13 protein-coding genes are annotated in these 13,474 nt (G+C 49.8%); all 13 read right to left on the bottom strand.

What is annotated here, in order from left to right; translation table 11 throughout:
* Positions 1–13: 13 nt before the first annotated feature.
* The 13 genes from AC5YBX_RS01935 to AC5YBX_RS01875 all read right to left on the bottom strand — a co-directional run bounded on the left by AC5YBX_RS01935 (position 14) and on the right by AC5YBX_RS01875 (position 13,472).
* A complete protein-coding gene (locus tag AC5YBX_RS01935; RefSeq protein WP_494524287.1) occupies positions 14–595 on the bottom strand; it encodes a Maf family protein in 582 nt (193 codons plus the stop codon).
* Positions 596–597: 2 nt separating this feature from the next.
* Positions 598–1,086 carry a rod shape-determining protein MreD gene (gene mreD, locus AC5YBX_RS01930; RefSeq protein WP_494524286.1) on the bottom strand — a complete coding sequence of 163 codons (489 nt, stop codon included), beginning with the start codon at positions 1,084–1,086 and terminating at the stop codon, positions 598–600.
* Positions 1,083–1,958, bottom strand: coding sequence for a rod shape-determining protein MreC (gene mreC, locus AC5YBX_RS01925; RefSeq protein WP_494520208.1), 876 nt, complete (start codon positions 1,956–1,958; stop codon positions 1,083–1,085). Before mreC ends, mreD begins: the two co-directional genes overlap by 4 nt.
* A gap of 124 nt (positions 1,959–2,082) precedes the next feature.
* On the bottom strand, positions 2,083–3,132 hold the full coding sequence (locus tag AC5YBX_RS01920) for a rod shape-determining protein (RefSeq protein WP_494520209.1): 1,050 nt from the start codon (positions 3,130–3,132) through the stop codon (positions 2,083–2,085).
* A gap of 221 nt (positions 3,133–3,353) precedes the next feature.
* Positions 3,354–8,000, bottom strand: coding sequence for a DUF6701 domain-containing protein (locus tag AC5YBX_RS01915; RefSeq protein ID WP_494524285.1), 4,647 nt, complete (start codon positions 7,998–8,000; stop codon positions 3,354–3,356).
* Positions 7,993–8,442, bottom strand: coding sequence for an MSHA biogenesis protein MshP (locus AC5YBX_RS01910; protein WP_494524284.1), 450 nt, complete (start codon positions 8,440–8,442; stop codon positions 7,993–7,995). Before AC5YBX_RS01910 ends, AC5YBX_RS01915 begins: the two co-directional genes overlap by 8 nt.
* A complete protein-coding gene (locus tag AC5YBX_RS01905; RefSeq protein ID WP_494524283.1) occupies positions 8,432–9,256 on the bottom strand; it encodes a PilW family protein in 825 nt (274 codons plus the stop codon). The genes AC5YBX_RS01910 and AC5YBX_RS01905 overlap by 11 nt, the downstream gene beginning before the upstream one ends.
* On the bottom strand, positions 9,256–9,831 hold the full coding sequence (locus AC5YBX_RS01900) for a prepilin-type N-terminal cleavage/methylation domain-containing protein (RefSeq protein ID WP_494524282.1): 576 nt from the start codon (positions 9,829–9,831) through the stop codon (positions 9,256–9,258). The genes AC5YBX_RS01905 and AC5YBX_RS01900 overlap by 1 nt, the downstream gene beginning before the upstream one ends.
* Positions 9,821–10,267, bottom strand: a complete 447-nt coding sequence (locus AC5YBX_RS01895) for a pilus assembly FimT family protein (protein WP_494524281.1) — start codon at positions 10,265–10,267, stop codon at positions 9,821–9,823. Before AC5YBX_RS01895 ends, AC5YBX_RS01900 begins: the two co-directional genes overlap by 11 nt.
* Positions 10,268–10,439: 172 nt before the next feature.
* Positions 10,440–10,964, bottom strand: coding sequence for a type II secretion system protein (locus tag AC5YBX_RS01890; protein ID WP_494524280.1), 525 nt, complete (start codon positions 10,962–10,964; stop codon positions 10,440–10,442).
* Positions 10,965–11,022: 58 nt separating this feature from the next.
* Positions 11,023–11,646 (bottom strand): prepilin-type N-terminal cleavage/methylation domain-containing protein, encoded by a 624-nt coding sequence (locus AC5YBX_RS01885; RefSeq protein ID WP_494520216.1) that lies wholly within the window; start codon positions 11,644–11,646, stop codon positions 11,023–11,025.
* Between the two features lie 68 nt (positions 11,647–11,714).
* The gene (locus AC5YBX_RS01880; RefSeq protein ID WP_494520217.1) at positions 11,715–12,206 is read right to left on the bottom strand and encodes a hypothetical protein; all 492 of its coding nucleotides are present in this window, start codon (positions 12,204–12,206) and stop codon (positions 11,715–11,717) included.
* A 48-nt stretch (positions 12,207–12,254) separates the two neighbouring features.
* Positions 12,255–13,472, bottom strand: coding sequence for a type II secretion system F family protein (locus tag AC5YBX_RS01875; protein WP_494524279.1), 1,218 nt, complete (start codon positions 13,470–13,472; stop codon positions 12,255–12,257).
* Positions 13,473–13,474: the final 2 nt, after the last annotated feature.

Here is a 13,474-nt window from a genome sequence, read left to right as displayed (position 1 = left end):
AATTGGCTCAAAATTATAAGACCTGCATCTCGCGCAGCAGGGCTTTGGTTTCCACTAAGGGCAAGCCAACAACCGCCGAATAGCTGCCTTTGATCGCTTCGACAAAACACCCACCGAGACCTTGTATGCCATAGGCTCCGGCCTTATCCATCGGCTCTTGGGTGGCAATATACGCGAGGATATCTTGTTGTGTTAGGCCACAAAATTGCACTTTAGTTTCAACGAGACACGATAACGTCTTGGTGCCATCGGTCACGGCCACCGCCGTCATTACGCTATGCTCGCGCCCCGACAACTGCTGCAGCATCTGCTCGGCATCGGCTGCATCTACTGGTTTACCTAAGATCTGTCCATCGAGCACCACTATGGTATCCGAGCCCAATACCACCGCGGGTGACTGGCCGTAAAGCACCAAGCCAGCTTGCGCTTTTTCCACCGCTAGACGCTGCACAAACTGGGCGGCGGTTTCACCTGCTTGGTGACTCTCATCGATATCGGCAGCTAATACGTCAAAGCTAAACTCGGGGGAGGCCATGCCAATTTGGGCTAATAATTCGCGGCGACGCGGCGACGCTGAGGCTAATACTAATGTCATGTTTATCTCACTTTATAGGTGCGCCGCACCCGTCTGAGCATCCAGAAGACCCAAGGCCAGATGATTAAACTCGATACGGCAGGTAAAAACAGGCTGACATCGAAACGGGCCACATCGACCACAAACTCAATCCAAAATACCACCAGATGGTGCAAGCACACCAAGCAGGCGATCACTAAGGCTTGTTGCCACATGGGGAAGGTCCGCAGGCGCTGAAAATGCAATACCACCACATAGACAACTAATGACATCGACAGAGCCCGAATGCCCAAATGTGCCCCAAGTAAAATATCCAGCAGTACGCCTAAGATCCACGCCGATAAAATATTGTATCTGTGGGGCAACGCCATCGCCCAGTAGATCATCACCAGCAAGACCCAATCGGGGCGCCAACCTTCGACGATACTAGGTAATGGCATGATTTGAAACAACATCGCCACCAGAAAACTTAACCATACGACCCAGCGGCCGTTGGGAACATGCATACTCATGGTGTTACCTCTACCGCAGCGTCATCCGGCTTGTCAGTCTCATCACTGCTAGGCGCAGCATAACCATCGGGCCACAGCAATAGCAGATAGCGAATTCTGTCTAATGCTGCCAGAGGCTGGGCAGTAACGGTGGCGTAACTCTGGCCATCGTCTTTGCCGACGCTGATAATACGCGCCACGGGATATCCTTCGGGAAAACGCTTACCTAAGCCAGATGACACCAAGAGATCGCCCACTCGAAGATCGGTACTCTTCGCGACGTGGCGTAGCTCCAGTTCGTCAATTTCACCCGTACCTTGCACCATCAGACGCACATCATTGCGGGTTACTCGCACCGGAATGGCATGGGTAACATCTGAGATCAATAACACCCGGCTGGTGAGTTCGCTAATCTCTACCACTTGACCGACCACGCCGTGAGCATCGACCACTGGCTGTCCGACAAACACGCCACTGCGTGCACCGTGGTTTAATACCACATAATGACGATAGGGATCGCTGGCCACTTCCATCACCTCGGCGACCACTTTTTTGGCATCCATATGCACAGGAGACCCCAGCAGGGAGCGCAGACGATCATTTTCTTGGCGCAGGTGTTCAAAACGCTGCAGGCGTTCACTCATTAGCAGTTGTTGGCGTAGTAGCTCTTTGTTTTGCTTAGCCAGCATGTTACGGGTCGCCAAGCTTTCTGCCGACCAGTCGAGTACCGCACCTGGGATGTTGGCAACGTATTGTAAGGGGCTTAAAATGGAGGAGATGGATTGACGCACAGGCTCAAGCCTATCGTTAGCCACCAACAGGATCACCGACAACATAATTGCCAATGTTAGCCTGAATTGATTTGAAATACCGCGCGCAAAAATGGGTTTCATAAAACACTTAAGGCAGCTACCTGCGGCGACTGGGATAACAACTCGACTCGAGTCGTTTGGCTAAATGAGTACAAAAAGCGCATAAACCAGGTTGCCAGCATTAAGCTGCCTAAATTAAGTCGAATTAATTTTCTTCTGAAAAGAGATCGCCGCCATGCATATCGATCATCTCTAAGGCTTTACCGCCACCACGAGCGACGCACGTTAGTGGGTCATCGGCCAGCATCACCGGAATACCGGTTTCTTGCATCAATAAACGGTCGAGATCACGCAGTAGCGAACCACCACCGGTGAGCACCATGCCGCGCTCAGAGATATCTGATGCCAACTCTGGCGGCGACTGCTCTAGCGCCACCATCACGGCACTAACGATGCCAGACAGTGGCTCTTGTAGTGCTTCTAAAATTTCGTTGCTGTTAAGCGTAAAGCTGCGCGGAACCCCTTCGGCAAGGTTACGGCCACGCACTTCAATTTCCAGTACTTCATCACCCGGATAAGCCGTGCCTATGGTGTGTTTAATCCGCTCGGCGGTGGCTTCACCAATCAGGCTGCCGTAGTTACGACGCACATAATTGATGATGGCATCATCAAACTTGTCACCACCAATACGCACTGAAGAGGAGTACACCACGCCATTAAGCGAGATAATTGCCACTTCGGTGGTACCACCACCGATGTCGATAACCATAGAGCCTGTGGCTTCCGACACTGGAAGACCTGCACCTATTGCCGCCGCCATTGGCTCTTCAATTAAATAGACTTCACGCGCACCTGCGCCCATCGCCGATTCACGGATCGCGCGACGCTCCACTTGAGTCGCCCCAACAGGCACGCACACCAACACCCGTGGGCTTGGACGAAAAACGCTGTTGTTATGCACTTGCTTAATGAAATGCTGCAACATTTTCTCGGTGACATAAAAATCGGCAATCACGCCATCTTTCATTGGCCGAATGGCCTGAATGTTACCCGGTGTACGGCCCAGCATCTGCTTGGCTTCTGTGCCCACAGCGGCAACAGACTTTTGCCCACCACTGCCGCGTTCGCCACGAATAGCAACAACTGAAGGCTCGTTTAACACTATGCCCTCTTCGCGAACGTAAATTAAGGTGTTTGCCGTACCCAAATCGATCGAAAGATCGTTAGAAAAAATGCCACGCAGCTTCTTGAACATGTAACCAGCCTGTCTCAGTCGAGTCGGAAAAATAAAAATCAGGTAACTTTATCAATCACCCCCCGATTCCACAAGGATATTATGCCGATCGCACCATAAATATCTGTTCATTTGTGAGGGTTTGTATCACAAGTGAGATTACTGGGCTAACCCTGCATCTCATCGTAAGAATTTATACCGCCCATCGCATCATCATAACCAGTTAATAACTCACTATTGGCTTAACGTACTTCACGCCAAAATATCACCTTGTCGTGACCTCGATAAGTGCCAAAGTAAGCATTCGCACGTGGATCATACAAGTTACTTGGCGCTACTCCATCGTAATTCCAAAACCATTTTAACCACGGCGCCACATGTTGCTTTAACGGCACTTGACCACTGGCATTGGGGATCGAAAAATACAGATATTCATTGCCAAAATTTAGTGTGCTGCGTTGCAGAGTGAGCCCAGGCTCACTGTAGGCCGTCACCTCAGGAAAACCGCTGGGGGGCGCCATATAGAGACCTGTGGTACTGGACTCACCCGCATCCGCTGAACTCGTTACCTCATACAGGCTGCAATTATCGAGTTTGTTCGTCATCCATTCAGCTTCCCCGTTAGCGCTAACGCTGGCAACATATTCGGCTTTCAGTGGTAAGCGCAGGCTTTCTGATTCTGGGCCATAGCCATTTTCTAACACCATGCGACCATAACGTAATTGCACATCATCATTGAGACCAATGTCGTCAAAGTTGATGCCGCTACAACTGGCGTTCGCCTTGGCTTGATAGCAAATATTATCGCTATCCTTAAGGTCATCGCTTGATAGTTGTAGCTCTAGCAAGGCATCGAACGGCGCAATCGGTGTTGGGGTTCGCTCGTAACTGAGCGAGCTGTTGAGCAAATAGGCCGAGCGCGCTGTATCCTCGCTCCCCGATAAATAGCCTATTTCACCTGCATCGACTTCAACCAAGGGCGGCAACGATGAGCCCGCAGTATTGCTAAATATCCGCTTATCCCAATTATTAGTGTATTTCCACCAATCGCCAATCTGATAGTTTTTGGTTTCATTACCTTGCTTATCTTTACCGATAACCAATAAACGCGGTTCCAGCCCAGACTTGAAACCGAATGGTTGATCCATATAGGTAAAGCTACCACAAGCACTCTGCAGCGATGGCTCCACAGGGGTAACGGTTAAATAGTAAGGCGTAAAGCGACCTATGTTGCCGCTTGTCGCGCCAGCGATACTATAGCCAAAATAACTAAACGGACGTGGCTGCGCCGAAAAATTAAAGACCCCAACTTCAGAAATCGACTGCTGAAGCAACTGCTCGCCGGATTGTTGCTCATATTCGGTTAGCCCTAGGGTGCCTTTCTCCCCCCCTTCGTTCAGTGTGGGACTGACCAACTCATGGGTCAATTCAATCCCGCTTAAGGCAAAATTAGGTGTCACCTTGTTACCACTGCAAATATCGCTATCGTTATCAGATTGCCACGCCATCGCTTTAACGGTCATCTCAAATGGCTCACCAGCTCGAGAAAATGGCGCGCCATTGACAGTGCAATCGCTGCACACGGCAGACTCGATACATAAGCCCACCGGGCGGCGCACAAATTTACTGCTGCCATTCATGATTAAACCCTGCTCCTCGCCACTGCCGCTATAGCGAGCATTGAGCTGCATCTGGCCGGCATCGGCGTAATTAACCTCAATGCGCGCTTGGCCATTTTGATCAAAAACTAACTCTACCCCCTCGGCACTGGCCTGCGAGACACCGACAGATTTTTCACCCGCCTCGGTGGTGACAACCACAGGTAGGGTGCCGCTCGAGGGCGAGATATAATCACTCCAAAAACTCACGGTTTTACGTTGATTTTGAAAAGCGGGTACGCATTGCTGATTGGCATCGCCCTGCTTTACTGCTTTTACCCAAATGTCCTTAGCAGGTTTATTCGACAGCTCATCAGGCACCGCCATAATAAAACCACTTTCGGCAAAGCTTAAGGTACAACTGGCCACATCGAGCGGCCCATTCCCCTTGCGACACAGGGTATCGCTGCCAGCAATCGTGGCGGGAGTCGAACTGGTCACGCCAATTGTTACTGGCGCAGGAGTATTTGACCTGAGACTGACTTGTGCAATGCCATCGACTAAATTTACCGCTCCACCGCCGAGCCAACCGCCGTTAGCCATTGCCGCTGGCGCAAGATAAGCCGTTACCGGGCCGGTGAACAGATCGCACTGGGCATTACGACACGCCCGCAGCGTCATGGGCTCTGGATTACAGGTTAATGGGTTGCTCGAATAGTCGAACTCGAAATGGTGTACCTGCTGGCCAACAGGTCGAGAATCAAGGGCGCACACTTCAAAGTTATCAATTTCATGGTTGTTGTTAGCGCCACCGGTCGAGCCAGTAATAGAGAGATAAAAGTCATCTGGCACCCCGCCTTGCCCATTAATGTTACGCGCATCAAATTCGGGAACTAATACCTTAAACCCATTACCGTCTTTAATATCACGCTCAACCAAGACTAGTGCTTGGCCTGAATTACGTGAATCAACCGTGATCCGATAGCGATGATTGGGCCCAGCAGTATTAGTGCCTCTCACATCTATTGCCGGATTTAGATTAGCCGCCGTGCCCGCCAGATAACGATAGCTGCTGCTGGTTGAACCTCGCAGCGTAACCGACTGCGGCCGAAATCCTGGGCCACCCGTTTTACCTTCATTGGGATTGGCAAAATTACCATACTCATCTAGACCTATGCCTATCCAGCCACCCGCAAAGCCCGGTGTGCCATTGTCTCTGGGGGCATAACCTAAGGCTCCACCGAAACTGCCAGGCTGAGGTGTGATGGACGCATCGGATAAAATAATGGTAACCCCATCACCGCCATTTCCACCAACTGGCGACCAAGCAAAGTAATCAAATTCGACCTGGACGAGATTATCTTCAGCCGGAAATAAACGCTGAAAAGTACTCGAAGAAGATTGATTACGACTGGCTGGAGTAATGCGCATACGCTGGCCGTTAATCGCCGGCGGTGCTGAATTCCCTAGGGTTTTAATGGCCCAGTCACTGCCGAGATCGGCTCGGTTAAAATTATCCTCAAAACAGCTTAATACCGGAGCGTCATCGACCCACTCTAACGCCACAAAACCGTAAGCTTCACCCAGATGATAACGCTCGCTATTTTGATATTGGTCCTCATCGGTCACCATGCTGACATTATCACGACTCAACTGACATCGCCTGAGCCAACCACCGTTAGTGCCATTGCGCGACTGCTTACCCGCCACTAAGGTGGGCGAATGGTTAAAGCCTATTAAGGGTGTTAAATAATTACATTGGCTTTGTGGACTCACTGCATAATTTGCATTGCTCGTCATGGCGTCTGAGCCAAATTGATACCGTACATCGCGTCCATCTAACGTGATGATACCGTTACCACTTTCTAAGGCCAAATACCCCACTTGTTCACTATTGAGCCGGTTTAACTGGGTACCTTCTGGCTGGCATAATTTATTACCAAACCCTTCCCCCTGACCCGCCTCAACGACCTCAGATACATCGATACCAAGGGAAATATTGCTGTCATTCCATTTTGTTGTACTGGTTAACCAGCAGCGGTTCGCTGAAGATTGAATTTGATTCAGCACCACATCAAAACGCCGATTGGTGGCTACCTCTTGATAGTTTTCACTTCTATCATAAATGGGAAGGTTAATATCAACGAGCCCTGCTTGCAGGTGTGTACCATCGGATAACACATACTCTCCAGGAAGTACTGCGACCCAATGGATCTCCGCCATAGGTTGAGCAACCTGATCTGATTGAGGTGGCTGAACTTGGCGCCAACTAAACCCTCGGGATGAGACTTGTGACAGAAACACCGACGCAGGACCATCATTATTGGTAGCATTAGCGCTAATGGTCGGCATGACAAACACCAGTGGCGTAACATCATTAGCAAATGGGGTATCAAAAACCACATTCCCCACTGTCGCTCTGCCAAATTTGAGATCGAACTTCCCCACTCGCGCCGTGGCGAAAACCGAACTGGTATCTTGCATGGTCAACTTTGCGGCGGTAATGCGCCCCCTGACGATGGCCTCATCTTTTAATTTGGTTTCTCGATCGCTGTAAATAAAGGCATTGATGATTGAATCACCCTTAATCTCGACTTTGTCGTACCCAATAATGGTGGTATCACCCTGCGGATTAGCTTCAATGCGCACATCATCAAAATTCACTTTCTTTTTGATGAAAACTCTCACATCACCTTGCGGCTTAAAAACCAGCTCGTTGGCCTTGCCCTTAGCAAAGTCATCAATCCAGTAATCTCCGGCGGGCATTATCAGCACTGAGCCATCATCGAGATCTAATGATTTAATTCGATATTCACTGTTCGTCGCAGAAAAACGTATGGTGCAGGCATCACCGAGTTTGATATCCCCCATCTCGGAGTTATCGATAAACAGCTCACCAGCACTACAACGGTCATATTTAAATTTACTGTTACTGCCTTTAAACGCATTACGACCGGTTAATGACAGGCCATCAATATCGATGCCGGTAATTGAGCAGGCTCTGTCATTACCCGATAAGGTATCGCAACCTGCAACAGGGCGAGAGCTGGTATCGTTAAATGAACAAAAAGCCAATGCCTTACCCTGGGTGCCATTAATGCGTGCATTGCCACTTTGTTGTAATTGGTGTTTATTGGCATTGTTATCAGAACACAATCCACCAACGTCACCATGATGTGCCTGCACCACGGCAGGAAAAACCGTTGAAAAGTCAATGGCGTCAAAAGCCAGTAACGGTGATGAAAACCCCGCGACCAATAGACATAAACTGGCTAACTTATATTTAATCACGCGCCTCGACCTCTACTTTACGGTTAACTCTCATGCAATTATCACCGTCACATGGCCCTGCGAAGCAGGTAGCCTCACTGCTAACGAGGTACTGCACTGCGCCACTGTAATCGGTCACTCGGCATGCAAGCTGGACGCTACACCCCTTAAAGCCCACCACATTGGGTGGCGTCCAAGATTGAGCGCTGTAATCGCACTCTCCGGCGCTCGCATCGAGCGGAAATAAGCGTGCTAGCGCCACATCGGCGCCACTGTTGGCTGCGGCAAAAGCCCGAGTGCCCAGCACCTCTAAATTCACCTGTTCGTCAGCATCTTGCACCACATTAATCAGCGCCGAGGCCAGCAAAAACATCACTGTGATGACAAACAGGCCGATCACCAAGGCGCCACCACGCTGGGCACTCAAGGTCGATGATATTATAGGGTTCGTCTTAGGGGACATTGATCACCTGCACTTGGTGCTGATATTGAAATGTTTGACCGTTAACCTCAAATAGTGGGCTTAACTGCACCACCGCATTATTCATTAAGGTTCCAGGTGTGTAACGAATGGGCGCGTCACTGATGAGATTATTCACCACATTTTCGGCCATCAATACCCCAGCCCCCATCTGAGCGGGGCTAGGCTGAGCGGCACTAAGATTATAGCCGCTATAACGCCTCACCTCGCCGCTGGCCAAAAAGCAGTAACTGACGGACTCCGTTACCGTAAAATAGCGCCGCTGCGGCGACGCTTCATCAAAACGCACCGCGCGGTGAAACTCCACCAAACTGCCATTCACCTGTTTAATATCAAACATGCGCCCTGTCGTCCCTGCAGGCGTTGCGCCATAAACATGCGCAGCCGTTAGCGGGTAAACTACCATTTTATGAGCCTCATCAATCGTTTGTGATGGCTGCATAATACTGCCGCTAGCGGCAGCCCCACCTGGCGCGATAGGCAGTTGCAGGTAACTGGCACTGCTCATGATGGGCAAATATTCGATGCACTGGTAAGTGGTCGATGCTGGGGTAACGCGGATGCTATTAGGCAGCGCGTTACGTAGCTCGCGCGTCATACGCTCGATGGCAAATCGGCTTTGGCTCAACACCTGATCGACCGAAGTCGATTCAACAAAAATACGGGTGCCCAGCACGATAAAACTGCTCACGCCGACCGCTAAAATCCCTAAAATAATGATCACTGTTACCATCTCAACCAGCGTAAACCCAGAGTGCTGGCGGCGGGTATGAACACTTAGGAAGCGATAGTGCATCAGTAGTTACTCCGCAGCGCGTTATAGACGATGGCTTCGCCACTGGGCGTGATCACCGTAATGGTGATTAATTTACTATTGCTATCGCCATTAGGGTAAGTAACCTGCACCGCAAGTTGATAGTTGGGATATTCTTGCGCATAGGTGCGCGAGGAGTTAAGCATGAGATTATCTTGGGAAAGATTATGGTAATCGTCCACATCACGATAGGCATTACGGTTTAACCCAGCGGCGCCAAAGTCACTCTCTGCGGTGCAGGGTAAGCCTGCTGGCAAGCCTCTCTCGGGGCGCGCTGCGGCGCCGCATGCTGGCACGCCGCCATTAGGGTTGGTGTTTTGATCGTAACGTTTGCCCCAAATTTCATTGAGTAATGAATGGGCTAACTCGGCCGAGCGTACACGATGCAGAGTCTCGGCGGCGCGGTCGGCTTGGGGAAACAGCATGGTCGATAGCATCACCAAGGCGATGCTGAGCACTAACATGCCGACCACCAGCTCGATTAAGGTAAACCCTTGCGCCCCATGATGATCTAGGCGGCGGATAAAGTAACTGCGATGGTAAGTGTTAGCGCCCATGGATATAGCCCTGACTTTCAATCGTAAGCGTTAACACCTCATCGGCGCTCACCTTAATATCGCAACCATTACTGCATGCGGGGACACTGCCATCACGGGCAAATTGCAGCGCAAACACCGACAGGCCGTTAAGGCTTAATGCTGTGTTATTGGGCAGTGCTTGCGCTGTACCTGTCACGATAACGCTGCTGCAATCCTCTTGGTAGATCATCATCCGGTAGGCCTTCTTATCGACATTGACGCCATAGCAACGGTCTTGATTATTCATCGCCATCAACTGCACCCGTCGCAATTCGGCGATAAACTCATCTCTTAAGGTGAAGGCACTAAAATTGCTAGCAGAAAAAAACCGTGGCAACACCACCACAGACAAGATGGCAATCAACATGATAGTGGTCACTAACTCCACAAGGGTAATGCCTTGCTGTTTTCCCATTGATATTCCGCCCACAAACCGCTGATAGCGTTATATTTTCTAGTAACTCAATGAGTATGGCAAATAATGCCGCCCATTTCAGATTTTTATAGCACAGCTTGGTAAAAATGATGCGTATAAAAAGCAGTGACAAAAAAGGCCTGCTAAGCAGGCCTTTTCATTGGGTATTTTATTAACAACCCGTGGTCACGCTGGTGATAGTTATACTACCAGGTGCATCAAGGTTGTTCTGATATTGGACATAACAAGCGCCTGTATCCGGTGCATCTGCTTTAGGGCTGTCTTGCCCTTGAGGGTAAAAGTAGATGCTCTTTTCTGCACCGACTTCCAAATAAACCCACTCAGTCGTCTCATCGTCAGCTGACTCAAGAGATACATCGATATCCAAAACATGCTCTAAGCTGCCGGTCCATTCTGCAATAGGATGTCCATAATTGAGCTTTACAGGGGTTCCGGCAGCATCAACTTTAACAGTTGGACCGTCACCAACGCCCAGCGCTTCATTCCCGGCAATCAGCGACTTGGAATAGATAAGGCTATCGCCCCCTTTCAGCGCCGCCTCTAAGCCGGCGATGGTCGATGCGCGCGCATCACTTTGCAAGTTAATAAATTTAGGCGCGGCGGTGACCGCCAAAATACCTAAAATAATAATCACCACGACAAGCTCAATAAGCGTAAAGCCTTGTTGTTTTTTCATACTGTGTTTCCTTTAATTAAAAATAATAAATTATATAAATGACTTAGGCTTAATGACATTAATGAGTGAAGCTCACTACTGCACCTGTTGCGGGGTTATAGGTCACCCCTTTACCCACATCTAAATCTGGAGTCGGAGTGGCAATACCACTAGCTTGATCTAATGCCAATGAATTGACTTGATGATAAACACACAAATCGATATTACTGACTAGATCACCATTGAGATCAACCGCGCTGCCCCCACTACCGTCTAGCACTCTCGCAGTAAACCTTTGATTACGCGCATCTTGGGTATAAAGCACATTACGCGGTGGGCTCTGTAATATGGCATTAAATACCTCTTGGCAACTGGCATCGCTCATCTGCGTGACATCACTGGCGTTAGGCACTGTCGCTGTTGGAAAACCAAAGCGGGGATCCAATGAAATGGTGGTGCCGTCGAGTACGACACTGTTCGCATTGCGACCATCAACTTCCCACTGTGAACGCACAAAGCTAACTGCAGTGGCAAGCCCACCAGCAACGCCATCGACGCTGGCATCTTCGGCATCATCGGTCACATTCAGAAAACGCGGGATCGCGGTTGCCGCTAAAATGCCCAAGATCACGATGACAATAACTAACTCAATAAGCGAGAACCCTTGCTGCTTTAGTCGTCCCATCTTGGTGGTCATATTCATATTTATTGCCTCTATGCTATATAGCGCTAATTCTAACAGTTACACAAAAATTAAAAACTATTGATATATCAATATTTAGTCAAATTTTTCCAAATAACTCGGCCGCTATTTAACTGATAACTTAACTTATCGCCATTGCGGCTGACATACTCACAAACTGGCCCACTATCGGTCGTTGCAACTCTTACAGCAACCTGCTGAGGTTTTGGCCCCAATAACTGCAACCACAACTGCCGACACCCGGCCTCATCTGCGTGCTTAAGGGTTGGCAGCCCTTGTTGATTAATCAGCACTGGCTCAACGCTGGGGCTCGCCTCACCTGTCGACCAGTGCAACACCAAAGTGTCCGGCCGACCTTGTCTCAACCACTGAGAGCGCACCATGGCAAGTACGTTTACTAAACGGGTATGTTCCATTTTCAACCCTTGGGCAGAGACATCCTCGACACTCCCCATAAAACGAAACGCTAATACCGCTAACATGATCAACACCACCACGATGGCGACCACCTTGCCGTAAAGCTTGATTAACTCACTATCGGCGAGTTGTTGTCGCTGCATCTAGCACCTACCCAATACCTGCCGAATATAAGTGCGCGGCCTCATTTTTCAACCCCCTTTGACCGCATTAAGCATGTCCCACATCGGCAAGTAAATTCCTAGGGCCAAAATCAATACTATGACTGCGACAATCCCAATTAAAATAGGTTCTAATTTTGCGGTGAGATTTTTGAGATCATAATCGACCTCCCCTTCATAAAAATCGGCGGCATCGTTAAGCAGTTGATCGATTTGACCGGTCTCTTCACCGACGGCCACCATTTGCAACACTAGCGGCGTAAACAACTGGCTCTGATTCGACACCCGCAGCATAGAATCACCCGACTCGATACCACGGCGCATCGCCACGATGCGGTCATGCATATAGGCGTTGTCGACTGCATCGGCGACGAGGCTGAGCGCCTGAGTCATTGGCACGCCAGCGCTGAGCATCATCGAGAAGCTACGGCAATAACGTGATAGGGTCGAGCGCTCGATAATGCTGCCCACCGCAGGGATCTTGAGCTTCCACTGATCCCACTGTTTCTCGCCCTTCTCGCTGTTATGCCAGTAGCGGATCCCAACAAACCCCAGCAGCAGCCCCAGCAATAATAGATACCAATAATTGACAAAAAAGTTCGAGGTGGCGATCAACAATTTGGTGGCCCAAGGCAAGTCAGCACCAAAACGAGAAAACATCTCGGCAAACTTGGGGATCACCATAATATTAAGCACCACCATGGCCAACGCTACGGCGATTAATACAAAAATGGGGTAGCGCATCGCGGCTTTAATTCGACGGCGCGTCTCTTGTTCGCGCTCGATATAACCCGAGAGCTGAATAAAAGCATCTTCGAGCTTACCCGTGTTCTCTCCCACATGGATCATCGACACAAACAGCGCATCAAAGACATCTGGATGATGATTCATCGCCGACGATAAGGGCCGACCAGCGGTCAACTGCTCAGAAATATCTTTTAACGCCAGCTTCATTCGCTGTGAATGGGTGCTCTCCGACAACCCTGCTATCGCGCGTAAAATAGGGATCCCTGAACGTGTTAATGAGTACATCTGCCGAGTAAAAATTTGTAACTCATCTAACCCTACCTTGCCTTTAAACAGGGTTCCTAAATTAAAGTCACGCTTAGGTTTAGTTTCAATCAGCTCTAGAGGGATCACCGCGCGCGACATTAATTGGTCGGCGGCGGCGCTTGCCGATACGGCGTCGAGCCGTCCGGTCACCGCCTTGCCTTGGGCGTCTCTACCACGGTACTGATAAACCGGCATGG

The sequence above is a fragment of the Shewanella sp. 492 genome, assembly GCF_059338445.1.
The sequence above is the reverse complement of the archived record's forward strand: the minus strand, read 5'-3'. Positions and strand labels throughout refer to the sequence as shown.

What these genes read in the sequence shown, in the direction of transcription:
- AC5YBX_RS01905 (WP_494524283.1), bottom strand. Translation starts at nt 9,256, where the DNA reads ATGCACTATCGCTTCCTAAGTGTTCATACCCGCCGCCAGCACTCTGGG.
- AC5YBX_RS01895 (WP_494524281.1), bottom strand. Translation starts at nt 10,267, where the DNA reads ATGGGAAAACAGCAAGGCATTACCCTTGTGGAGTTAGTGACCACTATC.
- mreD (WP_494524286.1), bottom strand. Translation starts at nt 1,086, where the DNA reads ATGAGTATGCATGTTCCCAACGGCCGCTGGGTCGTATGGTTAAGTTTT.
- AC5YBX_RS01935 (WP_494524287.1), bottom strand. Translation starts at nt 595, where the DNA reads ATGACATTAGTATTAGCCTCAGCGTCGCCGCGTCGCCGCGAATTATTA.
- AC5YBX_RS01880 (WP_494520217.1), bottom strand. Translation starts at nt 12,206, where the DNA reads ATGCAGCGACAACAACTCGCCGATAGTGAGTTAATCAAGCTTTACGGC.
- AC5YBX_RS01910 (WP_494524284.1), bottom strand. Translation starts at nt 8,442, where the DNA reads ATGTCCCCTAAGACGAACCCTATAATATCATCGACCTTGAGTGCCCAG.
- mreC (WP_494520208.1), bottom strand. Translation starts at nt 1,958, where the DNA reads ATGAAACCCATTTTTGCGCGCGGTATTTCAAATCAATTCAGGCTAACA.
- AC5YBX_RS01890 (WP_494524280.1), bottom strand. Translation starts at nt 10,964, where the DNA reads ATGAAAAAACAACAAGGCTTTACGCTTATTGAGCTTGTCGTGGTGATT.
- AC5YBX_RS01900 (WP_494524282.1), bottom strand. Translation starts at nt 9,831, where the DNA reads ATGGGCGCTAACACTTACCATCGCAGTTACTTTATCCGCCGCCTAGAT.
- AC5YBX_RS01885 (WP_494520216.1), bottom strand. Translation starts at nt 11,646, where the DNA reads ATGAATATGACCACCAAGATGGGACGACTAAAGCAGCAAGGGTTCTCG.
- AC5YBX_RS01920 (WP_494520209.1), bottom strand. Translation starts at nt 3,132, where the DNA reads ATGTTCAAGAAGCTGCGTGGCATTTTTTCTAACGATCTTTCGATCGAT.
- AC5YBX_RS01875 (WP_494524279.1), bottom strand. Translation starts at nt 13,472, where the DNA reads ATGCCGGTTTATCAGTACCGTGGTAGAGACGCCCAAGGCAAGGCGGTG.